This is a genomic window from Rhizobium sp. BG4, assembly GCF_016864575.1.
GTDB lineage: Bacteria > Pseudomonadota > Alphaproteobacteria > Rhizobiales > Rhizobiaceae > Rhizobium.
Genome location: NZ_CP044125.1, coordinates 3,802,484 through 3,826,196 on the forward strand (window position 1 = coordinate 3,802,484; position 23,713 = coordinate 3,826,196).

At 60.1% G+C, this 23,713-nt stretch carries 37 protein-coding genes; 17 read left to right on the forward strand and 20 right to left on the reverse strand.

The window, feature by feature from the left end:
• Nucleotides 1-59 precede the first annotated feature (59 nt).
• Nucleotides 60-1,574 carry an ATP-binding protein gene (locus F2982_RS18990; RefSeq protein ID WP_203428772.1) on the forward strand — a complete coding sequence of 505 codons (1,515 nt, stop codon included), beginning with the start codon at nt 60-62 and terminating at the stop codon, nt 1,572-1,574.
• Between the two features lie 5 nt (nt 1,575-1,579).
• Here F2982_RS18990 and F2982_RS18995 read toward each other — a convergent pair whose 3' ends face one another.
• Nucleotides 1,580-1,915: a cupin domain-containing protein gene (locus tag F2982_RS18995; RefSeq protein WP_203428773.1), complete on the reverse strand. Its 336-nt coding sequence runs from the start codon at nt 1,913-1,915 to the stop codon at nt 1,580-1,582.
• A gap of 100 nt (nt 1,916-2,015) precedes the next feature.
• Here F2982_RS18995 and F2982_RS19000 point away from each other — a divergent pair, with 100 nt between their 5' ends.
• The 5 genes from F2982_RS19000 (at nt 2,016) to F2982_RS19020 (ending at nt 6,156) form a co-directional block, all read left to right on the forward strand.
• Nucleotides 2,016-2,543: a MarR family transcriptional regulator gene (locus F2982_RS19000; RefSeq protein ID WP_203428774.1), complete on the forward strand. Its 528-nt coding sequence runs from the start codon at nt 2,016-2,018 to the stop codon at nt 2,541-2,543.
• Nucleotides 2,544-2,741: 198 nt separating this feature from the next.
• Nucleotides 2,742-3,359, forward strand: a complete 618-nt coding sequence (gene rpsD, locus F2982_RS19005) for a 30S ribosomal protein S4 (RefSeq protein WP_112716485.1) — start codon at nt 2,742-2,744, stop codon at nt 3,357-3,359.
• A 68-nt stretch (nt 3,360-3,427) separates the two neighbouring features.
• The gene (locus tag F2982_RS19010; protein ID WP_203428775.1) at nt 3,428-4,357 is read left to right on the forward strand and encodes a glutaminase; all 930 of its coding nucleotides are present in this window, start codon (nt 3,428-3,430) and stop codon (nt 4,355-4,357) included.
• Nucleotides 4,358-4,416: 59 nt separating this feature from the next.
• Nucleotides 4,417-5,301: a tRNA 2-thiocytidine(32) synthetase TtcA gene (gene ttcA, locus F2982_RS19015; RefSeq protein WP_112716481.1), complete on the forward strand. Its 885-nt coding sequence runs from the start codon at nt 4,417-4,419 to the stop codon at nt 5,299-5,301.
• 30 nt (nt 5,302-5,331) lie between these two features.
• Complete coding sequence (locus F2982_RS19020) at nt 5,332-6,156, forward strand: inositol monophosphatase family protein (RefSeq protein ID WP_203428776.1); 825 nt, start codon at nt 5,332-5,334, stop codon at nt 6,154-6,156.
• Nucleotides 6,157-6,279: 123 nt separating this feature from the next.
• Here F2982_RS19020 and F2982_RS32060 read toward each other — a convergent pair whose 3' ends face one another.
• Nucleotides 6,280-6,408, reverse strand: a complete 129-nt coding sequence (locus F2982_RS32060) for a hypothetical protein (RefSeq protein WP_281438206.1) — start codon at nt 6,406-6,408, stop codon at nt 6,280-6,282.
• A gap of 216 nt (nt 6,409-6,624) precedes the next feature.
• On the opposite strand from F2982_RS32060, the gene F2982_RS19025 reads away from it, so the two are divergent.
• A complete protein-coding gene (locus F2982_RS19025; RefSeq protein WP_162708680.1) occupies nt 6,625-6,873 on the forward strand; it encodes a DUF982 domain-containing protein in 249 nt (82 codons plus the stop codon).
• A gap of 35 nt (nt 6,874-6,908) precedes the next feature.
• Here the strand turns inward: F2982_RS19025 and F2982_RS19030 are convergent, their stop codons facing one another.
• The gene (locus F2982_RS19030) at nt 6,909-8,189 is read right to left on the reverse strand and encodes a multidrug effflux MFS transporter (protein ID WP_112716475.1); all 1,281 of its coding nucleotides are present in this window, start codon (nt 8,187-8,189) and stop codon (nt 6,909-6,911) included.
• 36 nt (nt 8,190-8,225) lie between these two features.
• On the reverse strand, nt 8,226-9,431 hold the full coding sequence (locus tag F2982_RS19035; RefSeq protein WP_112716473.1) for a multidrug effflux MFS transporter: 1,206 nt from the start codon (nt 9,429-9,431) through the stop codon (nt 8,226-8,228).
• A gap of 351 nt (nt 9,432-9,782) precedes the next feature.
• Between F2982_RS19035 and F2982_RS19040 the strand changes: the two genes are divergently transcribed.
• The 7 genes from F2982_RS19040 (at nt 9,783) to F2982_RS19070 (ending at nt 12,639) form a co-directional block, all read left to right on the forward strand.
• A complete protein-coding gene (locus tag F2982_RS19040) occupies nt 9,783-10,067 on the forward strand; it encodes a helix-turn-helix transcriptional regulator (protein WP_203428777.1) in 285 nt (94 codons plus the stop codon).
• Nucleotides 10,064-10,624: a hypothetical protein gene (locus tag F2982_RS19045; RefSeq protein WP_203428778.1), complete on the forward strand. Its 561-nt coding sequence runs from the start codon at nt 10,064-10,066 to the stop codon at nt 10,622-10,624. The genes F2982_RS19040 and F2982_RS19045 overlap by 4 nt, the downstream gene beginning before the upstream one ends.
• 4 nt (nt 10,625-10,628) lie before the next feature.
• A complete protein-coding gene (locus tag F2982_RS19050; RefSeq protein WP_203428779.1) occupies nt 10,629-10,883 on the forward strand; it encodes a hypothetical protein in 255 nt (84 codons plus the stop codon).
• Between the two features lie 59 nt (nt 10,884-10,942).
• Nucleotides 10,943-11,158 carry a hypothetical protein gene (locus tag F2982_RS19055; protein ID WP_203428780.1) on the forward strand — a complete coding sequence of 72 codons (216 nt, stop codon included), beginning with the start codon at nt 10,943-10,945 and terminating at the stop codon, nt 11,156-11,158.
• Between the two features lie 60 nt (nt 11,159-11,218).
• On the forward strand, nt 11,219-11,398 hold the full coding sequence (locus tag F2982_RS19060; protein ID WP_203428781.1) for a hypothetical protein: 180 nt from the start codon (nt 11,219-11,221) through the stop codon (nt 11,396-11,398).
• 4 nt (nt 11,399-11,402) lie between these two features.
• Entirely contained in the window at nt 11,403-11,918 is a 516-nt protein-coding gene (locus F2982_RS19065; RefSeq protein WP_203428782.1) for a hypothetical protein, read from the forward strand.
• A 124-nt stretch (nt 11,919-12,042) separates the two neighbouring features.
• Nucleotides 12,043-12,639, forward strand: coding sequence for a hypothetical protein (locus F2982_RS19070; protein WP_203428783.1), 597 nt, complete (start codon nt 12,043-12,045; stop codon nt 12,637-12,639).
• A 49-nt stretch (nt 12,640-12,688) separates the two neighbouring features.
• Here F2982_RS19070 and F2982_RS19075 read toward each other — a convergent pair whose 3' ends face one another.
• The 8 genes from F2982_RS19075 to F2982_RS19110 form a co-directional block, all read right to left on the reverse strand.
• A complete protein-coding gene (locus F2982_RS19075; RefSeq protein ID WP_203428784.1) occupies nt 12,689-14,797 on the reverse strand; it encodes a hypothetical protein in 2,109 nt (702 codons plus the stop codon).
• Between the two features lie 75 nt (nt 14,798-14,872).
• A complete protein-coding gene (locus F2982_RS19080; RefSeq protein WP_203428785.1) occupies nt 14,873-15,040 on the reverse strand; it encodes a hypothetical protein in 168 nt (55 codons plus the stop codon).
• 5 nt (nt 15,041-15,045) lie between these two features.
• The gene (locus F2982_RS19085) at nt 15,046-15,771 is read right to left on the reverse strand and encodes an HK97 family phage prohead protease (protein ID WP_203428786.1); all 726 of its coding nucleotides are present in this window, start codon (nt 15,769-15,771) and stop codon (nt 15,046-15,048) included.
• A gap of 139 nt (nt 15,772-15,910) precedes the next feature.
• On the reverse strand, nt 15,911-16,117 hold the full coding sequence (locus tag F2982_RS19090) for a hypothetical protein (protein ID WP_203428787.1): 207 nt from the start codon (nt 16,115-16,117) through the stop codon (nt 15,911-15,913).
• Nucleotides 16,118-16,258: 141 nt separating this feature from the next.
• Entirely contained in the window at nt 16,259-16,492 is a 234-nt protein-coding gene (locus F2982_RS19095; protein ID WP_203428788.1) for a hypothetical protein, read from the reverse strand.
• Complete coding sequence (locus tag F2982_RS19100; protein WP_203428789.1) at nt 16,464-16,712, reverse strand: hypothetical protein; 249 nt, start codon at nt 16,710-16,712, stop codon at nt 16,464-16,466. The genes F2982_RS19095 and F2982_RS19100 overlap by 29 nt, the downstream gene beginning before the upstream one ends.
• Nucleotides 16,696-17,322 (reverse strand): hypothetical protein, encoded by a 627-nt coding sequence (locus F2982_RS19105; protein WP_203428790.1) that lies wholly within the window; start codon nt 17,320-17,322, stop codon nt 16,696-16,698. The genes F2982_RS19100 and F2982_RS19105 overlap by 17 nt, the downstream gene beginning before the upstream one ends.
• Nucleotides 17,319-18,251 carry a hypothetical protein gene (locus F2982_RS19110; RefSeq protein ID WP_203428791.1) on the reverse strand — a complete coding sequence of 311 codons (933 nt, stop codon included), beginning with the start codon at nt 18,249-18,251 and terminating at the stop codon, nt 17,319-17,321. Before F2982_RS19110 ends, F2982_RS19105 begins: the two co-directional genes overlap by 4 nt.
• 802 nt (nt 18,252-19,053) lie before the next feature.
• Here F2982_RS19110 and F2982_RS19115 point away from each other — a divergent pair.
• Genes F2982_RS19115 through F2982_RS19125 form a run of 3 tightly spaced genes read left to right on the forward strand, consistent with a single transcriptional unit; the run spans nt 19,054 to nt 20,215 of the window.
• Entirely contained in the window at nt 19,054-19,449 is a 396-nt protein-coding gene (locus F2982_RS19115) for a hypothetical protein (protein WP_203428792.1), read from the forward strand.
• A gap of 15 nt (nt 19,450-19,464) precedes the next feature.
• Nucleotides 19,465-19,707, forward strand: a complete 243-nt coding sequence (locus F2982_RS19120; RefSeq protein ID WP_203428793.1) for a hypothetical protein — start codon at nt 19,465-19,467, stop codon at nt 19,705-19,707.
• A 4-nt stretch (nt 19,708-19,711) separates the two neighbouring features.
• Nucleotides 19,712-20,215 carry a hypothetical protein gene (locus F2982_RS19125; RefSeq protein ID WP_203428794.1) on the forward strand — a complete coding sequence of 168 codons (504 nt, stop codon included), beginning with the start codon at nt 19,712-19,714 and terminating at the stop codon, nt 20,213-20,215.
• Nucleotides 20,216-20,228: 13 nt separating this feature from the next.
• Here the strand turns inward: F2982_RS19125 and F2982_RS19130 are convergent, their stop codons facing one another.
• The 8 genes from F2982_RS19130 to F2982_RS19165 all read right to left on the reverse strand — a co-directional run bounded on the left by F2982_RS19130 (nt 20,229) and on the right by F2982_RS19165 (nt 23,629).
• Nucleotides 20,229-20,465 carry a hypothetical protein gene (locus F2982_RS19130; protein WP_203428795.1) on the reverse strand — a complete coding sequence of 79 codons (237 nt, stop codon included), beginning with the start codon at nt 20,463-20,465 and terminating at the stop codon, nt 20,229-20,231.
• Between the two features lie 112 nt (nt 20,466-20,577).
• The gene (locus tag F2982_RS19135) at nt 20,578-20,994 is read right to left on the reverse strand and encodes a thermonuclease family protein (RefSeq protein WP_203428796.1); all 417 of its coding nucleotides are present in this window, start codon (nt 20,992-20,994) and stop codon (nt 20,578-20,580) included.
• 2 nt (nt 20,995-20,996) lie between these two features.
• Nucleotides 20,997-21,239 (reverse strand): hypothetical protein, encoded by a 243-nt coding sequence (locus F2982_RS19140; RefSeq protein WP_203428797.1) that lies wholly within the window; start codon nt 21,237-21,239, stop codon nt 20,997-20,999.
• A gap of 9 nt (nt 21,240-21,248) precedes the next feature.
• Nucleotides 21,249-21,533, reverse strand: coding sequence for a hypothetical protein (locus tag F2982_RS19145; RefSeq protein ID WP_203428798.1), 285 nt, complete (start codon nt 21,531-21,533; stop codon nt 21,249-21,251).
• Nucleotides 21,530-21,856, reverse strand: a complete 327-nt coding sequence (locus F2982_RS19150; protein ID WP_203428799.1) for a hypothetical protein — start codon at nt 21,854-21,856, stop codon at nt 21,530-21,532. Before F2982_RS19150 ends, F2982_RS19145 begins: the two co-directional genes overlap by 4 nt.
• 286 nt (nt 21,857-22,142) lie before the next feature.
• Entirely contained in the window at nt 22,143-22,808 is a 666-nt protein-coding gene (locus tag F2982_RS19155; RefSeq protein WP_203428800.1) for a hypothetical protein, read from the reverse strand.
• 135 nt (nt 22,809-22,943) lie between these two features.
• A complete protein-coding gene (locus F2982_RS19160; RefSeq protein ID WP_203428801.1) occupies nt 22,944-23,414 on the reverse strand; it encodes a hypothetical protein in 471 nt (156 codons plus the stop codon).
• A complete protein-coding gene (locus F2982_RS19165) occupies nt 23,414-23,629 on the reverse strand; it encodes an AlpA family phage regulatory protein (RefSeq protein ID WP_203428802.1) in 216 nt (71 codons plus the stop codon). Before F2982_RS19165 ends, F2982_RS19160 begins: the two co-directional genes overlap by 1 nt.
• Nucleotides 23,630-23,713: the final 84 nt, after the last annotated feature.

Sequence of the window (23,713 nt, forward strand, 5' to 3'; positions counted from 1 at the left end):
TAACAATCGCGGCGGCGAATATGCTAGACACGCCGGTGAAATATTAAGGGGAATCAGACTTGCAGGTTGGCATCGATATGGGAACGGCGTCCGGCAGCAGCCCGGCGACACTCGATATCGAGGAGCTGCTGGCAACGCGCCTGCTCGTTCAGGGCAATTCCGGCTCCGGCAAGTCGCATCTGCTGCGGCGCCTGCTAGAGCAATCCGCCCAATGGGTTCAGCAGGTCATCATCGATCCCGAAGGCGACTTCGTAACGCTCAGCGACCGTTTCGGCCATATCGTCGTCGATGGCGAGCGCACCGAAGCAGAGCTTGCCGGTATCGCCAACCGCATCCGCCAGCATCGCGTTTCCTGCGTGCTGACGCTCGAAGGCCTTGATATCGAGCAGCAGATGCGTGCTGCGGCTGCCTTCCTCAACGGCATGTTCGATGCCGACCGTGAATATTGGTATCCGGTTCTCGTCGTCGTCGACGAAGCGCAGATGTTCGCGCCGTCCGTTGGCGGGGATGTCTCGGAAGATGCGCGCAAGATGTCGCTCGGCGCGATGACCAACCTGATGTGCCGCGGCCGTAAGCGCGGTCTGGCGGGCGTCATCGCCACGCAGCGTCTGGCGAAGCTTGCGAAGAACGTCGCGGCCGAAGCCTCGAACTTCCTGATGGGCCGCACCTTCCTCGATATCGACATGGCGCGCGCTGCCGATCTGCTCGGCATGGACCGGCGCCAGGCGGAAATGTTCCGCGACCTGAAGCGTGGCAATTTCGTTGCCCTCGGGCCGGCACTGTCGCGCCGGCCGCTGCCGATCCAGATCGGTAACGTCGAGACCTCGGCGCGTTCGTCGAGCCCGAAGCTGATGCCGCTGCCGGATGCGCCGCAGGATGTCGAGGACCTGATCTTCACGCCGGATCCGGAAGAGTTCCAGCGGCCGATCTTGCGCCGCGCGGCGCCGGCGCCGCGCCCGACCACCGATATTCTTGCCGAGCTGTCGCGCTCCGCGCCCGCCGCAGTCCCGGCGCCTTCCGAGCCGCGCTCCAGCCAGCCGGAACTGTCTGCCGAGGAGCGCGAAGAGCGCCTGTCCGGCGTGCTCGCCGAAATCCTCGACGACCCGGCCTCGGGCTTCCGGACGGATTCGGTGCTCTACCAGGAATTTCTCGTGCGCTTGCGTATGCGCCGCGTGCCGGGGCCGCCGCTGTCGCTGCAGGATTTCCGCCGCCGCGTGGCTGTATCGCGCTCAGGCGTCGATCCCGAAATGGCGGCCAGCGAAGGCTGGGCCACGGCGCTCTCGCTGTCGAATGGCGTGACCGACGATCTGCAGGGCGTGTTCCTGATGATGGCGAAGGCAGCGCTCGGCGGCGAACCATGCCCGTCCGACGCCCGCATCGCCCGCGCTTACGGCACCCATTCGGCCCGCCGCGCCCGCCGTCTACTCGGCTATTTCGAAGAACAGGGCCTGATCGTCGTCCATACGGATTTCACCGGCAAGCGCATCGTCGCTTTCCCTGACCTGCAGGCTGAGACCGCGCCGGGTTCGGCTGACGCGCCTGACGACGACGCGCTGAAGAGCGCTGCCGAGTAAGGCTTTCAAACCCAGCTCTGGATAACTTCCGGGCTGGCGTGGATGCAGGTCAGTTCCAGCCGTGTCGTGCCGATATTCTTGAAGCAGTGGGGTGTCTCGGCGTTGACGACGACGATGTCGCCGGGGTTGGGGTCTAGGGTCTCTTCGCCGACGGTGAAGCGCGCCTGTCCCGAGCGGACGATCCACATTTCGGTATAGGGATGGACATGCAGGGCAGGGCCTTGGCCCGGCTCGTTGTCTATGAGGAAGATCGAGACGGGTGCGCCGAACGCGCCGCCTTCAAAGAGAATGGTTCGGTTCGGGGACTGCTGCTGATTTTCGCGGCTGATGACGTGGAACATGATTTCCTCCCTTGGAACCTGAACCGGATTTCGCTATCAATTTATCTTAGTGAGAAGATAATCCGATTTATCTTCTCGTCAAGACAAATCGGATTTGACCATGACGACTGAAGACCATGTCGACCGCTTGCGTGCTCTCTGGGCCCAGGAACTGCCGGATCTCGATACGACGCCGATGAGCATTCTCGGCCGCATCTACCGGCTGTCCAATCTTGTGCGGCCGTCGATCGAGGCGACCTTTGCGGAATTCCATCTCGATCGCGGCGAATTCGATGTGATCGCGACGATCCGCCGGTCCGGGCCGCCTTACCGGATGATCCCGACGGAGCTTTACCGTCACCTGATGATCTCCTCCGGCGGGTTGACCCACAGGCTCGACCGGCTGGAGAAGGCTGGGCTGGTCACGCGCGAGCGCTCGGATCAGGACAAGCGCAGTTTCGTCGTGGTACTAACCGCAGAGGGTATCCGCCGCGCCGAGGCTGCTTTTCGCGAGGACATGGGCCGGGAGCTCGGTCTCCTCGATGCGCTCGATGAGGGGGAGCGCCGGGCGTTGTCCGGTCTGCTGCGCAAGCTTGCGGGTTCGCTCGAACCGGCCGAGGGCGAGGCGTCGGCGGCAGATTCCGTTTGACAATCCCGTGACTTATCCATAAACACCGCGCCAGCACCGGGCAGCAATGTCCGGTGTTTCATTTGACATGTCCCGTGGATTCATCCCGTTCGCGTAATGGTTTGGTCCTGTCGGGCTTTCGAGAGAAAGCCAAAGGAGGGCGTGTTTCCTTCGCGCGGTTTGGCTACAAACCGTTCTAACACTCTGAAAGGAAATACGATGAGCAAGCGCGAATCGTCCAAGTACAAGATTGACCGCCGTATGGGCGAAAACATCTGGGGCCGTCCTAAGTCCCCGGTGAACCGCCGCGAATACGGCCCGGGCCAGCATGGTCAGCGCCGCAAGGGCAAGCTCTCTGACTTCGGTGTGCAGCTGCGCGCCAAGCAGAAGCTGAAGGGCTACTACGGTGACCTGCGCGAAAAGCAGTTCCGTGCGATCTTCGACGAAGCCAACCGCCGCAAGGGTGACACTTCCGAAAACCTGATCGGTCTTCTGGAGTCCCGTCTCGACGCGATCGTTTATCGCGCCAAGTTCGTCCCGACCGTTTTCGCAGCCCGCCAGTTCGTGAACCACGGCCACGTGACCGTGAACGGCGTCCGCGTCAACATCGGTTCTTACCGTTGCAAGGCCGGCGACGTCATCGAAGTTCGCCAGAAGTCGAAGCAGCTCGTAACGGTTCTGGAATCCATCTCTCTCGCTGAGCGTGATGTTCCTGACTACATCGAAGTTGATCACAACAAGATGGTTGCGACCTTCGCACGCGTTCCTTCGCTCTCCGACGTTCCGTACCCGGTCGTCATGGAGCCGCATCTGGTGGTCGAATTCTATTCGCGTTAATCGCGAGGCGTTTTCGCATACGGAAAAGCCGCCTCACAGGGCGGCTTTTTTTTATCTGGAGAGAAGTCATGGTGGATTTGCAGGCAGTCCTCGACAGCATCTACAAGGAACTGACGCCGCGGATCGGCGAGGGCAAGGTTGCGGATTACATTCCCGAGCTCGCCAAGATCGATCCCAACCAGTTCGGGATGACGATCGCCACGACGGACGGCAAGATCTACAGCGTCGGCGACGCTGCCGTAGCTTTCTCCATCCAGAGCATTTCCAAGGTCTTCATGCTGACGCTGGCGCTCGGCAAGGTGGGCGAGAGTCTGTGGAAGCGCGTCGGCCGCGAGCCATCGGGCTCGGCCTTCAATTCCATCGTCCAGCTGGAACATGAGAGCGGGATTCCCCGCAACCCCTTCATCAATGCCGGCGCCATTGCCGTCACCGATGTCGTCATGGCCGGCCATGCGCCGCGCGAGGCGATCGGTGAGCTGCTGCGCTTCGTGCGCTATCTGGCGGACGACGAATCCGTGACCATCGACGAGAAGGTCGCGCGCTCGGAAACGCAGACGGGCTACCGCAATTTCGCGCTCGCCAATTTCATGCGCGCCTACAAGAATATCGATCATCCGGTCGAGCATGTGCTCGGCGTCTATTTCCATCAATGCGCGCTGTCGATGACCTGCGAGCAGCTGGCTCGCGCCGGGCTGTTCCTGGCGGCGCGCGGCAGCAACCCGGTCACCGGCCATTCCGTCGTTTCACCGAAGCGGGCGCGGCGTATCAATGCGATGATGCTGATGTGCGGGCATTACGACGGATCGGGCGATTTCGCCTACCACGTCGGCCTTCCCGGCAAGAGCGGCGTCGGCGGCGGTATCTTTGCGGTGGCGCCCGGGATCGCCTCGATCGCCGTCTGGTCTCCGGGCCTCAACAAGGTCGGCAATTCGCAGCTTGGCGCCGTGGCGCTGGAAATGCTAGCGGCGCGCACCGGCTGGTCGGTTTTCGGCGATTGATGCTGTGTCCTGCCGCTGCTTTCTGCTAAGGCAGATCAACTGACGATCCGGAAGAGACGATGAATATCGCTGCAAACATTGCCGACGCCCTCGATGAAACCACCGAAGACGGTGGTATCGCCCACGCGCTGTTTGCCGATGCGCCGCGTTCGGTCTCGTTTAACAAGTTGCGCAAGCGTCTGCTGCGCAATGTGCGTCAGGCATTCGACGATTTCGATATGCTGAAGGGCCAGAAGCGCTGGCTGATCGGCGTTTCCGGCGGCAAGGATTCCTACGGTCTGCTCGCGCTGCTGCTCGATCTGCAGTGGCGCGGCCTGCTGCCGGTGGAGCTGGTCGCCTGCAATCTCGACCAGGGCCAGCCGAACTTCCCGAAGCATATCCTGCCGGAATATCTGACCGGTATCGGCGTGAAGCACCGGATCGAGTATCGCGACACCTATTCGATCGTGAAGGAGAAGGTGCCGGAGGGGGCGACCTATTGCTCGCTCTGTTCGCGTCTCCGCCGCGGCAATCTCTACCGGATCGCCAAGGAGGAGGGCTGCGATGCGCTGGTGCTCGGCCATCACCGCGAGGACATCCTCGAAACCTTCTTCATGAACTTCTTCCATGGCGGGCGCCTTGCCTCCATGCCGGCGAAGCTGCTGAACGATGAGGGCAACCTCATGGTTCTGCGACCGCTGGCCTATTGCGCCGAAGACGACATGGCGAAGTTCGCTTCTGCCATGCAGTTTCCGATCATTCCCTGCGATCTCTGCGGTTCGCAGGACGGCCTGCAGCGCAATGCGATGAAGGATATGCTCGCCGATATCGAGCGGCGCATGCCCGGCCGCAAGGATACGATGCTCAGGGCACTCGCCCACGTGAACCCGTCGCATCTTCTCGATCCCAAGCTTTTCGATTTTTCGAGCCTGATGGTCACCGAACCGTCATCGAAGAGCGAGTAACTGGGCGGACGCCCGAAACAGGAACATGCCATGACCTCGAAAGTTGATGTAACGACGCTCTCCGATCTCCTCCGGCGGGCGGCGAAGGCCGAGATATTGCCGCGCTTCCGCCGGCTGGGCGCCGGTGACGTGCGCGCCAAGTCGGAAGCGACCGATCTGGTGACGGAGGCCGACGAGCAGGCCGAGCGGATGATCAAGGCGGAGGCTGCAAAGCTGTGGCCCGAGGCGCTGTTCATCGGCGAGGAATCGGTCGCAGCCGATCCGGCATTGCTCGACCGCCTCGAAGGCGCTGATCTCGCCATCATCGTCGATCCCGTCGATGGCACGTTCAATTTTGCTTCGGGCATTCCGGCCTTCGGCGTGATGGCGTCCGTCGTCTCGAAGGGCGAGACCGTAGCCGGTATCATCTACGATCCGATGGGCGACGACTGGGTGCTGGCGGAGAAGGGCAGCGGTGCATGGCTGAGGCGGCCGGACGGCGAGACGGAGCGGCTGAAAGTTGCCGAGCCTGTCGAGCTTGGCCAGATGGTCGGCATGGCCTCGACCGGCTTCTTTGCCAAGGAGAAGCGCGCCGAGATCCTCGCCAATCTCGCCAAGGTGCGCTTCCTGGCCAATTATCGCTGCGCGGCGCATGAATACCGCGCCTTTGCGTCAGGCCATGTGCACTATCTCTCGTACAACAAGCTGATGCCGTGGGATCATTTGGCGGGGACATTGATCTCGCAGGAAGCCGGCGCCTATGCCGCCCGTTTCGACGGCTCGCCCTATCTGCCGCACCATGTCGACGGCGGGCTGCTGATCGCACCGGACAAGGCGTCGTGGGAGTTGCTGCGGAAAGAGGTTTTCACCGTCTAAGTTGGTGAGGGCGCAAGCTTCGGTCCAGCCCGGATAGATAGGAGGAAACGCATATTTCCTCCCAAGCATTTTCATCACGTATCGACCCCGCTCATCGAGCGGGGTTTTCGTTTGCGCGACAGCTCAGTTCGTCGAGCTGGTCACCAGCTGATCGACCGGAACAATCGGATTGCTCTGGGGGAGGGAGGCGATGGCGAACATCGCGAAAGCATAAGCGGCAAACACAGAAGCCGCGATGGTGGTCTTGATCATGTCTTGCTCCATCGTTGCCTGCTAAAACTAACCCTAAAGAGCGATGGCAACAAGGAATATGAACGCCAGATGAACGGAATGTCATCGCAATGCGGCTTTTTGGTAGGCGCTGTGTGGTTCCTGCACCATGAATGGTTGCGGTGAACCCCGGCCTAGTGAAGGAACGAGTCGCGCGGTGATTCGTTGAGTCGCGTGTTTTGCGTGAGGTATTGCGTCATGGAAAAGACTGACATCCGGAAATTCGATCCCGTCAGGCTGAAGCTGCGCGGCCGTAACCGCGTGGTCCGTTCGGTGCACGATGCCTACCGGATGATGGTCACCGAATGGCCGGTTGCCGATGGGCCGGCGCTCTATCGCGCCGAGGTGACCTGCCTCGATGTCTTCAATGGCGCGGTCGGCGCCAGGGAGGCGCGCAAGAAGTTCATTGCCGCCGTCAACGAGGCGCATCTGCCCTATATGGACTGACGGCAAAAGGCCCGCTCGAGAGCGGGCCTTCGTTTTTAGAAATGTGCGGCACCCGCATCCAGCTGCGGGCTGTCGCCGGGATGGGTGAAGAGCTTGCCCTTCTCGGCCCAGAGCGTGGCGGCAACACTGACGGCGCCGAAGATCGCAAAGCCGGCGAAGAGCGGCTGGACCGTGCCGTTGAACATCTGGCCGACGGCGCCGCCGAGCACGGCACCGAAGGTCGTCGAGACGAAGCCGGTGATGGCAGTGGCGGTGCCCGCAAGATTGCCCATCGGCTCGAGGCTGATCGCCGTAAAGTTGGTGGCGATGACGGCAAACATCATCAGCAGCACGGTGAAGAGCGCGTAGTCGAGCACGAAATTGACCGTGCCGCCGAGCGCCATCACGTAGCCGAAAGCCGATACCAGCGTGAAGAGGATGACCGCTGCATGCGAAATGCGGCGCATGCCGAAGGTGCGGACGAAGAAGCCATTGGCGAAGTTGGCGACGGCAATGCCGCCGGCCGTTGCCGCAAAGGCGATCGGCAGCCAGTCGCCGAGGCCGTAGACCTCGCCGAAGACCTGCTGGACGGAGATGACGTAGGCGCTGATGACGCCGGTGAACATCGTCAGGCCGATCATGTAGCCGCAGGTGATGCGGTTGGTGAGCACGGTCTTGAAACCGTCGGTGACGGCGCGCACCGACAGCGGGATGCGCTCCTCACGCGGCAGGGATTCCTTCAGGCGGCTTGCGGCCCAGATGAACAGGATCGAGCCGACGAGGCCGAGCAGGATGAAGATCCAGTGCCAGTTGGCATAGCTGATGATCAGCTGGCCGACCGACGGCGCGACGATCGGTACGATCATGAAGACGATCATGACGAAGGACATGACGCGCGCCATCTCGCGGCCGCCGAAGCAGTCACGCACGATCGCCATGCTGGTGATGCGCACGGCAGCTCCGCCGATGCCCTGGACGAAACGCATGACGAGGAGCATTTCGAAGCTTGAGGTGGCGGCCGCGCCGAACATGGCGAGCACGTAGACGGCGAGACCGCCGAGCAGGATGTTGCGGCGGCCGAAGGCATCGCAGAGGCTGCCGAACAGGATCTGCGAGACGCCGAAGCCGAAGAAGAACACGGCGATGACGAGCTGGGCATCATTGGTGTTGGTGACATTGAGCGAGTGCCCGATGGCGGGCAGGGCAGGCAGCATGCTGTCGATCGCCATGGCGATGCTGGCTGTCATGATCGCGATGGTGATGACGAATTCCGCAAAGCCCATGCCGATGCGGCGCGAGCCCTGGTTTTCGACGTGCGGCGTGTGATCCGGCGCCATGATGAATTACCCCCAAGAAAGAATGCGTCCGGCGGATCAGACCGCCGGATTATGTGGCTGGAACAGCCGTCCCTTTTCGGCAACGAGCACGAAGGCAAGGCCGATGAAGGCGACGGTGAAATAACCGATGACCATCGGCAGCGCCGTGCCGTCGAACGCCTGGCCTATGGCTGCGCCAATCGCCGCGCCGCCGATCGTGCTGGTGAAGCCGAGCACCGATGAAGCGGTGCCGGCGACATGACCGAGCGGCTCCATGGCGAGCGAATTGAAGTTCGAGCCGATCCAGCCGAACTGGAACATCGCCAGACCGAACAGGCAGATGAAGACCGGGAACGGCGTCGGCTGCGGCCCATAGAGCTGCACGAGTAGCCAGATCGTGTTGACGACGATGAAGCCGACCAGCGACGCATGCGACAGGCGCCGCATGCCGAAGCGACCGACAAGGCGCGCATTCAGGAACGACGAGAAGGACATGAAGATCGCCACACCGGCGAAGGCGAAGGGAAAATAGACCCCGAGCCCGTAGATGCCGACATAGATCTGCTGTGCCGAGTTGATGAAGCCGAACAGCGCGCCGAAGACGACGGTGGTTGCCAGCGTGTAGCAAAGCGCGCTGCGGTTGGTCAGAACCACCTTGAAGCCGCCGATGACAGACTTGGCCGTGAACGGACGGACATTGGCGGGCGCAAGCGTTTCCGGCAGGCGGTTATAGGCCCAGAGCAGGATCAGCGTCGCCATCACCCCAATGAAGACGAAGATCATGTGCCAGGTTGAAAACAGCATGACGAGCTGACCGGTGCCCGGCGCGATAACCGGCACGATCATGAACGTCATCGAGATCAGCGACATCACTTCGGCCATCTGGCGGCCGCCATAGATGTCGCGGACGATCGATATGGTGATGACGCGGGTGGCCGCAGCGCCGATGCCCTGGATGAAACGCAGGACGAGAAGGCCGCCGAAGGACGGGATGAGCGCAATGCCGAAGGCGGAACAGATGTAAATGACGAGGCCGATAAACAACGGCTTGCGGCGGCCGAACCGGTCCGAAATCGGGCCGAAGAACAGCTGCGCGAGGCCGAAGCCGAAGAGATAGGCCGAGACGACGAACTGGCGGTGGTTCTCGCTTTCGACCCCCAGATTGGCGCCGATCTGCTGGAGGGCAGGAAGCATGACGTCGATGGCGAGAGAATTGACCGCCATCATGAAGGCAGCCAGAAAGATGAACTCTCGCTTGCCCATAGGTGTTCGACCCGCGGCAACGGTGGGAGAGGTGTCCGCATATTCGCTTTGATTTCGTTGCATAATTTCATGCTCTGTCATTCGTACGGACTTCCGTACTCACATCGGTTCATAAGCAGCACAGCCGATTCCTGCGCAAGATTGTTGCGCCACTAAGGCAAAGAAAGCAGGAAAATTCGACAGGTAGGAAGCTTTTGAGGGGGAAGGGGCCGTCGTGTGGCTAACGCCAAGGCGACCGAATCCTGTGACGCGAACGAAGTAAACGCCGGTTCGCGGGGGAATCAATACCGCCTATTCGGGATTTGTTCAACACTCGTATAGCATCCTTTGCGTGAACAAAAGGGATACGAAATGGATGAATTCAACCCGCCCGGCACTGCGATAGAGATGAGGCTCGATGGCCTTGTCGACGGCATTCGCCGAAAGCTGATGCAGGGCGATATCGTTTCGGTTTCGAAGGCGACCGGCCTCACGATCGCCGGTCTTTACAAAATCCGAAATAATCCCGCTGCGTCGCCTCGACATGAGACGCTGCAGCTTCTTGCCGATCATTTCGGCTATCAAATCTCCATCGTCGACCATCAGCCGGTTATGCCGCCGCCTTTTCGTCGCAAGCCAAAGAAAGAACCCGTGTGATGGGAAAAACTGTTCTGAACCGCGTGAACAACGCAATCGAAGAAATCCGCGGCGCAGCCGCCCGCCAGGCGCAGAAGATGCCTTTCACATTCGCGAGCAAATCCGGCGTTGATCCGGAACGGCTCGAGTCCTTCGTTCGGGGTGGAAGCCTGAACCAAGCCGAGCTCGAATGCGTCGTCGCCTATCTCTATGAAGGTCGTTTGGTCTACCACGCGAAGACTGACACCCTTGTCCAGCCGGCTACCCGTCCGGAACAAATGGCGCCGATCGCTAACGCTCACGATTACTCCAAAAAGGCGACGTTCAAGGCGCCGCCGTCGCTCGGCACCGAATCCGATCGAGCTCACAGGGCCCGAGTGAAGGCAATGCTTGAAGCCGAGAGAGCCGAAGATCCGGAAGCGTTCGAATATCCCTTCGACCCCAAGGCCCAATATTCCGCCGCTCGCGCCGAGCAGGAGCGGCAGGAGCGTCTAGCCGACCCTGTCCACCAATTTCGCGTTTTGAGCGCTACCCGCCAGGACAAGAGCTTGGACCTCAACCGCGGCGGCAGGAATTGAAACTTTGGCGGACAAGCGGAAAAATGCCGGCGACGACCAGCCGACAACGAATGACAAGATGCGAGACGAGGCGATTGCCTCGCTCTCCGCGCTCGTGAATATGCATCAGAACGCTATCACCGAAATCGGAAACCACCTCGGCGAACAGCTGCGGGCATTCGTCGAGATTTCGAACTCGCTTGCGGCTATCCGCGATCGGCTCGGGACAATCGAGGCCACGCTCGGAATCCATGCCGCGGCAGACGAGACCGTCAATTGAAACAATCCGCGCCTGACTGTCTGAAATTACCGGCAGGCGCCTCATACGGAAAATGCATAATGGGAAAGCTTATTACGAAAACCGCCGCCTCGATGGCCTTGGGGCTTGCGCTGGGGCTTGTATCGACGACAATCGCTTCGGTGACAATGGTCTACCTCGACGGGGACAATGCCAGAGCCGACGCTATATGTGTCGACCGGCACGGCACGTCGACACCATGCTACGAAATCAGCCCAGCCGGATTTCGCCACTACGGCGAGAAGGTGCAGCATTGAATGTGGGCCTCACGACGGCAGAAAAGGCCGCCAGCGAGCAGATTGGAGAAGGTGCGGAATGTGCTTCAGATCGTTGGCTTGCTCGTCGGCATCGTCTCGGGGTCTGGCCTTGCATCACCTTTGCAGGCTTGGATGAAAGAGCAGTTCCGCCCCGCACCTCGCACCATCTACCAGCCTTACGACCTGCGGGATCTTGAAGAAAAACGTTCGGTTGATGCGTCAGATAGGAAAAGGAAGTGAGGCAATGAGGAAGACAATCGGCACAATCGCAGTTGCGCTATGCATGTCCTTCGCCGGCGCGGCGGGCGCGTTCGATCGGCATTTGTACCTGCCAGAGACAATCGGGCTCGATCGGGGAGCCGACGGCATCGTTCGCGGTGAACTCGCAAAATTCTGGCTGGCAGGCATTGCGGCGAAGACATTGGGCGTTACTGGCATGGAGCCTGATTGGCCGCATTGTCAGGACACCGACCTAATCCTGAACCTCAAGACGCGAGCCGTCGACGACACTGTCACGGAAGCGATGCAGCGGGCTTTGAGCGGTAACGGGGACAATCTGCCTCGCGACGTCATGTTCTATGCGCTCGCCAGCGAGGTTCCTGCCGACGACAAGCAATGGTGCCGGGTGCTGATTGCCGATCTGACGCAATATGGCTTCTACGACGGCGCCGGTGACGACATGCTGAACGAAATGCGGAAGGACCGGGAGAAGCTTGAAAAACGCCTTGGAGAGGTCGGACTAAAGCCCGGGAATCCCTGAAAAGGGGCCAGCCGTTCGGCATGCGCCGAACCATCGTGTGAAAAGCAGGGATAAGTGCATCCTCGCTCCCGCGCCGCACAGCAGATGAATTATACTCCTGTTCGGTCAACAGGAGTCGTTCAATTTGCTGCCTTTACTTCTCACGATATTGCAGAGTGAAATAGCTCAAGCCCTTATCATTGCCGCTCTAACGACCGTCGCCGCCGCGTTGCTGCGGAGGCGCGGTAAGCTGCTCTATGGGGTCGGTAACAACTTCGTCTACCTGGTCGCCAACCCGCAGGCCGGGCAGGACGGCCAAGCGCAGAACGTGCCAGTCGCGACGCGCCAAATATGGTTCGAGAACGCTGGGCGCGAGACGATCAAAGACATTGAAATCATTCTGAACTACCGGCCAACTCATTTTGAAGTCTGGACGCCCCGGCAATGGACAAGCGAACTAATCGCCCATGCGCGACTGATGATCAAACTGAACTCCCTTAACGGAGGTGAGTTTTTCCAGCTGCATATGCTTGATTTCTCGACGCCTGCCGGTCTCCCTGACGTCGTGACGGTTCGTTGGGATGGCGGCGTTGGCAAGGAAGTCGGAATGAGGTTCGAGCGGGACTTCCCGTTCTGGATCCGCGCACTCGGAGCGGCGTTCACGATCATCGGAATGGCGACGATCATCTATCTTTTGTTCCGAGCAGCTGTCGTCATCGCCACGATCTATAGCGTCATCTGACATGCTACCCGATGTCGGGCGGCCGACATTGCGTCGGCCGCTTTGGGAGTTATCGTCCTTCGGTCTTCGAATTGCCGCCGGTATCGGCCGTCGGGCGAGGTATGCTCAAGCCGACCTGAGCGGCCACATTTGCGTTGAAGGCCGCGGCGGCGGACTGTCCGAAAGCCGCCCCAGCCGCGCCGGCGCCCTCGAAAAACGTCGCCGCCGTCGAAAGGAAGTTTTGTCCAGCGTCCGAACCCGCGCTGCGCAATTCCCCAGCGCCGCTTCCGAATGCCTGTTCAATTTGCGTCGGCACGGTCATGTCCAGAAATGAATTCAGCGCCGAGATGCGATCCGGCGTCATGCCTGCCGGCGCTGGTGGGCCTTGGAATGGCGCCCTCGGTTTGCCGTCTGGCGTGCCGTAGAGAAGTTGAAGCTGGTAGGGCGTCAACTGTTGCACACTCCCGCGCCCGAGCGTCGTCGCCGCTGCAAGGCCAGCAATCGCCGGGAACTGCGATATGAGGGAAAGAGCTCTCGCTGCCAGCCCGGTTGACGCACCGGCGGTTGCTGCACCTGCAGCGGTGCCCACCGTCCCGGCGACACCTGAGCCGCCGAGCGAAACCGCCGCCCGAGTAAGGGCTGCTGCCGACCCATCGAGAGCAAGCGCAGATTGGTTCAGCGGGTTGAACAACGCGGCGAGGCCAAACTGACCGACTTTGAACACGCCGAGCGCTGCCGCTGCCGTTCCCGCCGTTAGCGCGAGCCGATCGAAGTTGCTGCCTGTCAGTGCGGTTTTCTCGACCAATGACGCGACACTGGTAATGGCCGGCGCTACTGACTCCGCGATCGGCGTCAGAACCTTCGCCGAAAGCGTATTGAATGAGGCGATCAGATCAAGCGTTGCGAGGCGCAGGTTTCCTTCGGTCCCCTTCGTGGGATCGGAAACGTCCACGTTTCGCGTCAAGTTGAACTGGCGATTTCGCTCGTCGACCGACTGCAGGACCTGGTTGATGACGTTCTGCGACGTCTGATTGAAACCGGCAGTCTTGAGGAAGTTCGAAAGCTGGTCACGGTTGTTCGTATCGACACCCTGCGACTGAATCCGCTTGGCAAGCACCTGCTCGATGAACGACAGCGGATCCCGGTTGAAGAGTGCCGCCTGCTCGGACGTGAAGCCTCGAAGGCCGCGTTGATTGAGATTGGCGACCGCGCCCTTTGCGATACCGGAACCAGCGCCGGCCTGCTCGGTAGGCGTGAACAGTTCTTTTTGCAGGCGATTGAGCCCCTTCGCAGCCGTGGTGCTGGCATCGAATAGCTGTGTGAGATTGAAGACGCCTTTTTCATTCAACGTCCCGGTCAAGCTGCCAAGAAGGCGGAATTGGGCAATTTGCGTATCCGGCTTGAACGATTCACCGGTGGCGATGGCGCCCCGGGTGATGCCTGAAACAAGTTGGGTGGACCGAACGACGTCGTCGTTCGAGTTCGCCAAATTGACGAATTTGTTCGTGAGCGTCGTAAGCGATCGGCCGAGCCCGGGAACGACGTTGTCGGCGACGACTTCGGCGTTCGCCGCGAGCTTCGTCTGTGCCGAGAGAACACGCTCAGGCGTGCCGCCTGCCAATTGGTCAAAGGCAATCTCTCGGGCTCGGGTGATGCCGATGCGCGGGGCGCCCAATGCTGCGCGCTCGGCAGCATCGTTGACGAAGTTGCGCTGTGCAGGCGAAAGTGCGATCCGTTCTCGCGTGTCCTGCGCCTGGCTGGCGTTCAGCGATTGCAGTGCCAGCGACGAGATGGTCACGGCCCCGGTGAAAGTTGCGGCACCCGAGACAGTAAGGCGAGAAATAGCGCCGGAAAATCCCTTACCTGCGCTGGTAAGCAGGCCGCCGCCACGCCCGCCACGTCCTCCGCCGATGATCCCCGCGGTTGAAACCCGGGGCGTACTGCCACGCTGGTTCACGTTGACGCTGATGGTCCGCGATTTCGGAAGCTGGTTCAGCACTCGGCCGATCGCTTTCACATCGCGCTGCGCCGCCTTGAGGCTCGAAAGGTCAAGGGTTGAAAGCTTGCGCATCCTGTTAGCGGTCGCAAACAAGCCTCTGAGTTCTTTATTCAATCCGGCGATCTGCTTCGAGGATTGATCGTTGATTTTGAGTGTGGCGGATTCGGTAAACGAAGCCATATAGGTTTTCTCCTAAGCTGCGAAATGGGGCGCCGCGCTGGAAAACCCGCGACGCCCCGCCCATCCTTCGGCTGGTCAGCCTTCGGAGAACGATTTGCCCGGGTCGAACCGGCTATGAAGCATGTCGTCAAAATTCTTCTTCACGGCTTCCAGGTTCCGCCGGCGGCTTGCCTCGAAGGCGGCTTCGAGCTCGGCGTCGCGTTCCTCGCGGGTTTTCCGCTGTTCGGTGACTGTTGTTTTCATGGCGATCATGCTCCGATTTGCAGGGTTGCGGCTTCGTTGCCCGGGAAGGTGACGACGGAAATCTCGAACAGGTCGCCTTTCTCGATAATGAGCTCGTCGGGGCCGTTCTTCGTTTCCACCCAGCGATATTCCTCAAGGAAAAAGCCGACCGAGTAATTCAGGCCGCCGAGAGCTTTGATCGCGGCGTACCGATCGGCGACATAGGGGATATCGAGCGAGAGCTTTGCCTCGATCGCGAGCCCCGTGGCATCATAGGCAAGACGATTGATCACGCCGGCGGGCTTCGAATGATCGTGGTCGAGAATGAGCTTGATCCCGCGCGATCCGTTCAAGCCCTTGCTGTCGATGGATTCCTGAAACGCCCCGTTCAGTACGCGGTGATTGTAGCTGTCGAGGCCGGGCGTCGAGGCGTAGCCGGAAATCTTACCCTGATCGTCAGGCGCGAATTTGTGCATGACGTTGGTGAAAGAGCGGACCACCATCCCCTTGAGAACCGTCGGCGTGACGCTCAACCGGGCAATGCCGAGCGTCATTTCGACGCTGGCGAGGGAAAGGCCAAGGGAAAGACGGGCGCGGACCATCTCTGCGGCGTCCGCTGCCGCATCAGGCTCCCCCTCGCGGAGTTCCTTGAAGCATTCGCTGAAATCCTTTCCGTTGGCCTCCTGACGGGACCAGAGCGTCGAATGGTCGATCGACAGAGCAATCGCTTTCTTTGCCTTGGCTTCAGACATGCAATTACGCGCGTACAAGAGGGCGTGGCGCGGCGTGTCTGCATATCGGATCGCGTTCGTGACTCGAGCGGCTTCATTGCGGCTCTTCACGATTCCGCGGTCGACGAGCATTTTTTCGAATTCGTGGATCGGCAGGCGATTACGCATGGGCGAATACCTCGCTCGACTTGCGAACGAAGCGGGCGACGCGCTCAGCGTCTTCCCATGAAGCGACAAGGCCGCTCTCGACGAGATAGGCCTCGAACTGCGCAGCAGTAAACGAGGCGTTCGGCTGCTTCGGCGCAGCCGTCAGGTTATGGCCGGCGAGTTCTTTGCGAAGGGGGGATTTGGGATCCAGATACATCATTGCGGTCTCCAAGTTGCTGAAAAGCATGAGAGACCGGATGAATGTGCTGCCAGAGCTTCCGGAGCTCGGTCGCTGCCAGAGCGCCGCTATGTACGAAAGCTACCAGACGTTGCGTGGTTGCGCAAGAATCTTGCGTCGCTGCTACTGATCGGCCAAGGCAATATACGCTTCGACCTGTTCGGGACGCTCGAACACCTGGACCGTTCCGTCAGGCATCCGGACGAGGGTCGTTTGTGCGCTGGGATGACGCCACACCCGGCCGATATCGCCGATCGGCAATCGCAGAATCGTGCCGTTGGGGAACGCCGTCAACGCAATCGTCTTGACGTTCTCAGCCTGCAAGGCGCTACCACCGGAAGAAATCGAAGAGGCCACGTACTTTTCCTTTCCTCGATGTGAGTTCGGCAACCTGCGCTTCGTGAACAGCCGCCATCGCAGGCCGATACGGTTCCACCTTGCAGGCATCCCGCAGCCGACGTCGCTCCTCCTGCCGCTGTGCCTGCGCCTCCTGCCTCTCGACAAGCCGCGCCATCATGCGTTGCTCAAGAGCCAGGCGTTCTCTGATCTTCCCGGGCGTTTCATCCGACATGCTCATTCTCTTCGTTCTCCGCTTTGCGCTGCGCCGCCATTTCCTGCGCGATGGCAATCCGTTGGGCCACCATCGCCTTGCGACGCTCTTCCTTCTCTTCCTCAGTGTCCGGTTCGACGTCGGCAACCATCGTCAAAATGAGCTCCTGCCTTCTCGCAATGCTCATGCGCCCGATGGCCTCCAAGTCGAGCAGAACGCGCTCCCGATCGATTTCAACGCGGGGGCGGGCATGTTCCGGTTCGAGGATATCGTCGTCGAGCAACGGGACCGGTTCGCCAGCCATGCGAAATGCATCCGCTCTCGACGAGGGCAGGAAATCGTCAACCCGCTCGACCGACACGATGACGACCGGAAGCTCAAGACCCGCGCCGGTGAGCTTGTGTGTGGGAATGCTGGCATGTTCCGCCACGAAGAGCAGGGGGCCGCCGGTATGCGAGGGCTCTTCGTCACCCTGCACCGGTTGAACGGTTTCGGCCTCTTCCGCCAATTGCGCGTCATAGGCTTCCAGTTGCTCGTTCATGGCCCGGGCATTGATGACGCCAGAACGAACCATGCCCTGCAGGAGCGCGGCAATCTCGTGGCGTTTCAGCAGTGACGTGTCGATATCGGCTATCATCGGGCACCTGCTGCTGCCCTGCGAACCGCGATGAACTGACCAGCCTTCGCCTTCTGCAACAGCGCCTCGCAAAGCTTCAAGCCGTGATCCATGTCGAGTTCGCCCGATGCGACCTGACGCATGACTTCGGCCATAGCCTCATCAGGGACCATGTCGACGATTTCGGCGCCTGCCTCATTCGGAGCGACAACCGGGCCAAGGGCGCGGCCAATCAGCATCTGACTGACGCGAGCCTTGTCCGTCATCGAGCCTTTCTCCATGACCTCAATTGCCGTGTCGAAAGCCTGTTTAAGGGCGCCGAACGCCCGGGCCTTGCCATAAAGCCGAGCCATGCCGGCATCGGTGGGGCCGATATCGGGGTCGATGCCAGCGCGCTTGCAGGCTGCGACGTGCTCCCGCTTCTGACGGCGGCGCTCTAAAGCGGCTTCCTTGGCTTCGTCAACGGCGGCGCGGGCACCTTGCACCGCCCCAGCCTTCAAAGCCTCTAGGCGAGCATCTGTATGGGTTTGCGGGGCAACAGGCTTCGGAAGAGCAATCCCAAGAAGCCGACCGGGATCAACCTGACGCTCGAAGCCGAGCGCTTCCTCTGCTTGGCGGGCGAGAGCCCGGGCCTGCGAGATAGACTGCGCAGATTGGTGGCTGTCGAGTTTCCACTGCACTTCGGCCATGCGCAGCGCCGCGGCCTCAATGAGCCGTTCGATACCGTTCTCATGCATGCGGTCTGCGAGTTCGAGCCGATAGGCCTTGATGGCTTTGAGCATCAGTTTCCCGAGCGTCGATCGGTAATCGACCTTGCCGTCATTCCGGCGCACGAACATGCCGTTTCGGTCGCGTCGCTGGCGTTTAACTTCCCGCTTCGCCATGACCTGGCTGTTATCGACGGGGTTATCTGCCCCCGTAACACCGCCTTCTTTTCCGATCGTCGTCATTAGGTCTCTCAGTCCGCCGTTTGTAAGTTGGCTTGTGGGTAATTCTGGCCACTTTGCTCTGATGCCTGAATCTAATGGCTTTTCGAGTGGTAGTGACGGTCAAAACGCCCACAACTGCCTTTTAAGGTAGCAAAAGGAAGCATTTTCGCAACCGGCGAGCGGCGGTTTAGGGTAGGGGGAACAAAACGGGAAAGGGATTATCGAAACTCAGACGTTCCGGGACCGCGGCGCGGGGTGCTTCTGATCATCATCCATGTTCGGCAACGGATGCCACCCGTCCCCCTTCCTCTATCCCGCTTGTGAGGTGCTTTGCGAGTTTTGACCTTATGCCCCCATGGCGCTGAAACCGGCTTTGCGCTGGGCGATCGCGAATACTGGATGCTGCTTTCAAAAAAAATCGGTCTGAATTGCCCGTTTGAGAGATTTCGGGCCGTTGCGTTTCTTCCCGGGTTTTTCCCTGACGAGGGGGCTTCGCCCTCTCTCGGGAATGGTCTCTTCCCTATCGTGAAGGATTGACCGTGGCGCGGCCTTCGTCAGCTTTGGGGTAGACGCTGGCGCAATCGCGTCAGGATTAACGCCTGCGAGAAAACAGGGGCTCGCCGGTGTGATGAAAGCGGGCAACGGCTGGCGGCGCTCTGTGGTCGTTTTTTATGGGTCGCATAAAGAGGCGACCAATGCAGCTTGCTCGCCTTCGTAGCGCCCGATGAGAGCGGCGGGAAAACTATCGATCGGCGGTCGCATCTGAGTTGCAGACTCGCCGTGCTAACGGTACGGCTGGCGTGAGGATTATCGAGGGCGATCGGTGGGGACCTGGATCAAGCGAATATTCGGCGCGGCCGTTCTCGGCATTATCGGTTACGGCGCCTTTGACTACTTTCAGGCTGGCTATCACACGCGGCCGGAAATGCCGGAAGGCGCGTTTTCGCTCTCCTACAAGAACGGGCTTCGAGCGATCCTTGTCGGAGTGCCGAACGAGAAAGAGACGCGCCGATACTTCGGACACCCGCAGGACGTGCCGTTTTACCTGAAAGACGCATGGTCGTTCTGCGCTCCGCCCGAAGGTGAGGAAAGGGCGAAAGCCGCAGAATTCATCAAAAGCCGCAACATGCCGGGTGAGCGGTTCGAGGTCGTGTGCAAGATCAAGGCCGACAATGACGTTGTCATCAGGGGCCTTATTACGTCAGTCCCCCGTCTATAGCCGAAAGAGCCTAACATGCACGACAAACCTACCACCGTCGCTGTCCGGATTTCCAACGTTCTTTATTGGGCATGTACGGGCGTCTCATTGCTCATCGTGCTATGGCTGGCCGGAACCGGCATCTACATGCAATTCATTGAAACGCGCTACGCCGTGCAGGGACCGATCGAATGGGAACGAGGAATCCCGGCTTTGGCAGCAGCGGTCCTTATCTTTCTGATCGGCCGAGCAGTTCGATACGTTGTGACAGCGCGGTAGTATCATGGAAGAGCCGGATTCCCAGCCTGTCTCCGATTTGGCGAAGCTCTTCGAGATCCCGCCAGATTATAGCCACGCTGCCAAAGTGCTAATGGTGGCGACGCTTCTTGAGCGCGTACTTGAGCAGATTCTACAAGCTCAGATGCCCAACCTGAGCGGCAAGCTGAAAGAAAAGATATTCAGCGGGTACGGGCCCTTTTCAACATTTTCGGCGAAGATCGACGTCAGTCAGGCGCTGGGGCTGATCACGGCGGAAGAGGCAAAGGATTTGAACGACATTCGAGGCGTTCGTAATTTCTTCGCTCACTCTGACGAGCTGCTGCATTTCGGCCACGAGGCGTTCGATAGCCCGAAGATCAAAAACAACCCGCTGAAACGAAGCGAGGCAATGTTCTTCGCCGCAGCGGCTAATCTAGTCGCGACAATTAAGCCCCGTTTGGAGACTGCGGCATTGATAGGAGCTATTGCCGCTCGCAAAGCAGCACGAGGCAAGACGGACGGATTGTAAGAGCAACGTGCTGTCAATCATGTCCGACCGGCTTCGGATGACGAATCGCGAATGCCGCGGCGCTGATCAGCCCACAAGCCTTCTCCGACCAGTCGGCGGGGAACCGGATCGGCGATTGCCCGCCCATCAAAATCAGTGTCACGGTTCGGTTGCCCGCGAGGTCGCGGCTCGGCCGGCAGCGCTTGATTTCGGAAATGTGCGCCGTGCGTCCCGTCTTCGGGTCGCGGAAAATCAAATGCTCGTGTGTCATGGGACCGTTCCTGTTGCTTCTTCGAGACGGCACAGACGATAAGCGCGGACCGGTAAACGAAAAAACCCGCCTCGATGAGAGACGGGCTTTGCCGGTGACGAGGCGCCGGTCGTCAGTTCGAGACGGACGTCGTCGGCTGGGGATCGGGGCACCACACGCGGACGCGAGCCTTTCGGAATTTTGCCCCGGCGCGGTAACGCAGCGCGACGCCATCGGCAATCATCTGTTCGCCGATGTTTCGTTCCCCGACGTACACCCGGGCCAGCGTCCGGCCGAAAAAGTCTATCCCGTCACGCTCGATGCGCACCGGGCCTGCTGAAAGCAATTGCGCTAGATGTTCTCTTGCTTCGACGCCGAGCTCGTACTCCCGAGCGCAGCGCGGTCGATATGTTTCCGGGGTGTCAATTTCAATGATCCGGAACACTTCGTCCCCAGCCCGGAGCGTGTCACCGTCGACGATCGCCAGCCGGTCGCTAGCAAGGGCAGGGGCGGCTAATAAGGCCGCGGTAATGACGACAAGCGCCTTCATTCTCACTTTCCCATCTTTTCTAAAGCCGTCGACGGCACATTGTGGCGCCTGATGATCGCATTCCACCATTGAAGTTGCTTTGCGCTGATCGATGCGGCGCTGCGCTTCTTCGCCATCTTCGACGCGAAATCAAGTTCCGACAGCGACAGGTCGCGATTAGCGATCAGCCAGGCGGCAATGCTGGCGGCACGCTCGAAATCAAATGCGGCGCCTCTTGCTGCCGCTACAAACCGGTCAGGGTTCATTTCAAATCCTCAATGACAATGGTGGTGGAAAGGCCGAAGATCGAACGGCTCCGACCAGCGCACGCCGGCGTTGCCCTCGACTTCGAATTCGAGCTCGAGTCCGCGCTCAATCTGCGCCGTGACGGCTGCGGTCAGGGTCGCGTCGTCCAAATCGAGCGATGTTGCCGCACCGCCGGTGCTCTCGTCGGCATAAGTCCGGAAGATCATGGCGAAGGCGCCTGCCGACCACGGATCATCCTCGACGGTCGGGATCTCGAACCCCTTCGGGATCAGGGTCCAATAGGTGACGCTCATCGCTTAGCCCTCAAGCTGCCGCGGCCGATGATCGAGCCCGGGATATCCTCAACGCGGCGAAGGACAATCACCTGCGCGTGCTGTTCCGATTGTGTCGGAGGGCAAATCTCGAACTCGCGGACATGCACGAAAATACGATCCGTCATCCTCGCGACCATTTCGGCCGCCAAGTCATCGCCGAAGTGCTCGGAAAACGCCTTGCGGATGCGGTTCCCGGCCGCCCGGATTTCACCGCTTCGCTTCGGAACGTTCCTCGCGTTCATCGCCCGCGCAGCGATCGCATACGGCGCCCCGCTCTTGTGCATCAAGAACGGAACGAGCATGCCCGGCTTTTCGGACTTCGGCGGTTGCCAGTCGAGAAGTTCGAGTTGATCGTTCGTCATGCTCGCGGTTCCTTTCGATCGCGTGTGGACTCCGAGTCCGGAGGGTTAAGACGCCTTGCGGCGGGCACAAAGGGCGCGGCCCTTTGAACCGTCACGATTGCACCGGCGGCGGCTATGGTTTCCTCCGAGCGGGAGGATGGATTCGATTCTGCTTTGGAATGGGCGGGTTCATCGTCCAGCGCCTCGCAAGCGGAAACTAACTCCCACGAACCCGGTTCGTATGCCTCTATTGGAGGGAACCCGAAGAATTCGGAGTCTTCGCGCCCGCGTAGAGTTTCAGGGGTTTCCGAGATACCGTGTACCCTATTCGGCTGGGGGCACCGTGTACCCTATTCGGCTCACCAGATCGCCGCTCGAAACGGGGATCCGGTACGGTCGGAATAACGCTCCGCGAAAACCGGCTTCCGGGCTTGGCTCTTGCAGAAGCGCGCTCGATCCAGCCGCGATCCTCGATCTTGTTCAAGTCGTTCTTGGCGGACTCAACGGCTCGGCTCATCATTCCGGCAAGCACGGTGTTCGAAGCCAGGCAAAGACCTCTTTCCAAATCCATCGCCGTGGCCAATGCGCTAACAATCCTCCCGCAAATGCCGACCTTCGCGCAATCTTCGAGGGCGGCCTTACGCCATTCCTCGATTTTAGCGCGACGGTCGTCCTTCTGCCGATCGGAGAACAGCGGATAGCCTTTCCGCTTCTCAAAGCGTCGACGGGTTCCTTTGAAAATGCAGGGATCGCAAGCGCGCTCGATGCGAGAGAGGGCGTCGGCGCTTGCCTTCTCTGTCGGGTTCGCGCTATTGTCGCCTACGAAAACACCTTGCTTACTGTGGTTTTCTCTGTTCATGACGCCGTTTCGGATGCCTGCCGAGACGGCGTTTTGCTTTTCAGCATTCCTCATTTTAAAAGCTTTCGGATGAAATGACCGGCTGCAAGCTGCAGGAGCGCTGCCAAGTCGGGTAACGTGAGCCGGCATCCGGTGCCGGGGTATTCCTGTGTACTCGGGGCGATCACTCGCCCAGCCGCACGGCGGCTTTCATTTGTCGATCGCCCCTGTAAATCTGCCAGACCCTTTAGCCGCCGTGGCTGAATGCCGTGTGCCCTTACCGACCGGGAGGCTAAGAGCCTCGCCCAGCGGCCAGCCATGCTTTAGCCGCCATTGCACCCTGCGAGGAAGAAGGCCCGCGCCTTCGGCAGCATCAGGCAAGGGAACCGCCGCGCCATCGATCGTCAACGCGATCGAGGTCGCCGAGAGGCGCATGGATGCGCTTTTCGTCATCCAGCGGCAATTGCCGGGTTCGTAACCGCGGCTCTTGTCGAGGCGGCCGAGCAAAGTTCCCTTCGGCTGCTCGCCCATATCCTGCAAGAAGGCCGTGAAGCTCTCTCGCCACCGGCGGCACATGAAAACGCCTCGCCCGCCGTAGCGGTGAAACTTGTCGTCGGCTTCATCGTGGCAGCGCTTTCTAGCGAAGTACCAAGCGCGGTATTCTGACGTTTGCGAAAGCATCAAGCGGCCTCGCCTCGTGCCTTCTGAATCGTCGTCGCGATATAGGCGTCGATTTCGCTTTCGAGAAACACGATGCGACCGCCGTCGAGCTTGATCGGCTTTGGGAACTTGTTGCTCTCGAACAGGGTGTAAAGCTTAGCGCGGGAGTATGTCGTGCGTGCCGTTACCTGCTTAAGGGTCAGAAAGCGTTCGCGAGCGTCAGCGTTGTCGTTCATTTTGCGTTCTCCAATTGTCTTTTGCCGTCTTGGCGAGAACAAAAAGAGCGCGAAATTATCGAAACGGGAATATGTGAAGATTTT

Bases quoted from the DNA above. Each gene is read 5' to 3' on its own strand.
- F2982_RS18995 (WP_203428773.1), bottom strand. From the start codon at position 1,915: ATGTTCCACGTCATCAGCCGCGAAAATCAGCAGCAGTCCCCGAACCGA.
- F2982_RS19000 (WP_203428774.1), top strand. From the start codon at position 2,016: ATGACGACTGAAGACCATGTCGACCGCTTGCGTGCTCTCTGGGCCCAG.
- rpsD (WP_112716485.1), top strand. From the start codon at position 2,742: ATGAGCAAGCGCGAATCGTCCAAGTACAAGATTGACCGCCGTATGGGC.
- F2982_RS19010 (WP_203428775.1), top strand. From the start codon at position 3,428: ATGGTGGATTTGCAGGCAGTCCTCGACAGCATCTACAAGGAACTGACG.
- ttcA (WP_112716481.1), top strand. From the start codon at position 4,417: ATGAATATCGCTGCAAACATTGCCGACGCCCTCGATGAAACCACCGAA.
- F2982_RS19020 (WP_203428776.1), top strand. From the start codon at position 5,332: ATGACCTCGAAAGTTGATGTAACGACGCTCTCCGATCTCCTCCGGCGG.
- F2982_RS32060 (WP_281438206.1), bottom strand. From the start codon at position 6,408: ATGATCAAGACCACCATCGCGGCTTCTGTGTTTGCCGCTTATGCTTTC.
- F2982_RS19025 (WP_162708680.1), top strand. From the start codon at position 6,625: ATGGAAAAGACTGACATCCGGAAATTCGATCCCGTCAGGCTGAAGCTG.
- F2982_RS19030 (WP_112716475.1), bottom strand. From the start codon at position 8,189: ATGGCGCCGGATCACACGCCGCACGTCGAAAACCAGGGCTCGCGCCGC.
- F2982_RS19035 (WP_112716473.1), bottom strand. From the start codon at position 9,431: ATGGGCAAGCGAGAGTTCATCTTTCTGGCTGCCTTCATGATGGCGGTC.
- F2982_RS19040 (WP_203428777.1), top strand. From the start codon at position 9,783: ATGGATGAATTCAACCCGCCCGGCACTGCGATAGAGATGAGGCTCGAT.
- F2982_RS19055 (WP_203428780.1), top strand. From the start codon at position 10,943: ATGGGAAAGCTTATTACGAAAACCGCCGCCTCGATGGCCTTGGGGCTT.
- F2982_RS19065 (WP_203428782.1), top strand. From the start codon at position 11,403: ATGAGGAAGACAATCGGCACAATCGCAGTTGCGCTATGCATGTCCTTC.
- F2982_RS19075 (WP_203428784.1), bottom strand. From the start codon at position 14,797: ATGGCTTCGTTTACCGAATCCGCCACACTCAAAATCAACGATCAATCC.
- F2982_RS19080 (WP_203428785.1), bottom strand. From the start codon at position 15,040: ATGAAAACAACAGTCACCGAACAGCGGAAAACCCGCGAGGAACGCGAC.
- F2982_RS19085 (WP_203428786.1), bottom strand. From the start codon at position 15,771: ATGTCTGAAGCCAAGGCAAAGAAAGCGATTGCTCTGTCGATCGACCAT.
- F2982_RS19090 (WP_203428787.1), bottom strand. From the start codon at position 16,117: ATGATGTATCTGGATCCCAAATCCCCCCTTCGCAAAGAACTCGCCGGC.
- F2982_RS19100 (WP_203428789.1), bottom strand. From the start codon at position 16,712: ATGAGCATGTCGGATGAAACGCCCGGGAAGATCAGAGAACGCCTGGCT.
- F2982_RS19105 (WP_203428790.1), bottom strand. From the start codon at position 17,322: ATGATAGCCGATATCGACACGTCACTGCTGAAACGCCACGAGATTGCC.
- F2982_RS19110 (WP_203428791.1), bottom strand. From the start codon at position 18,251: ATGACGACGATCGGAAAAGAAGGCGGTGTTACGGGGGCAGATAACCCC.
- F2982_RS19120 (WP_203428793.1), top strand. From the start codon at position 19,465: ATGCACGACAAACCTACCACCGTCGCTGTCCGGATTTCCAACGTTCTT.
- F2982_RS19125 (WP_203428794.1), top strand. From the start codon at position 19,712: ATGGAAGAGCCGGATTCCCAGCCTGTCTCCGATTTGGCGAAGCTCTTC.
- F2982_RS19130 (WP_203428795.1), bottom strand. From the start codon at position 20,465: ATGACACACGAGCATTTGATTTTCCGCGACCCGAAGACGGGACGCACG.
- F2982_RS19135 (WP_203428796.1), bottom strand. From the start codon at position 20,994: ATGAAGGCGCTTGTCGTCATTACCGCGGCCTTATTAGCCGCCCCTGCC.
- F2982_RS19140 (WP_203428797.1), bottom strand. From the start codon at position 21,239: ATGAACCCTGACCGGTTTGTAGCGGCAGCAAGAGGCGCCGCATTTGAT.
- F2982_RS19145 (WP_203428798.1), bottom strand. From the start codon at position 21,533: ATGAGCGTCACCTATTGGACCCTGATCCCGAAGGGGTTCGAGATCCCG.
- F2982_RS19150 (WP_203428799.1), bottom strand. From the start codon at position 21,856: ATGCTCGTTCCGTTCTTGATGCACAAGAGCGGGGCGCCGTATGCGATC.
- F2982_RS19155 (WP_203428800.1), bottom strand. From the start codon at position 22,808: ATGAGGAATGCTGAAAAGCAAAACGCCGTCTCGGCAGGCATCCGAAAC.
- F2982_RS19160 (WP_203428801.1), bottom strand. From the start codon at position 23,414: ATGCTTTCGCAAACGTCAGAATACCGCGCTTGGTACTTCGCTAGAAAG.
- F2982_RS19165 (WP_203428802.1), bottom strand. From the start codon at position 23,629: ATGAACGACAACGCTGACGCTCGCGAACGCTTTCTGACCCTTAAGCAG.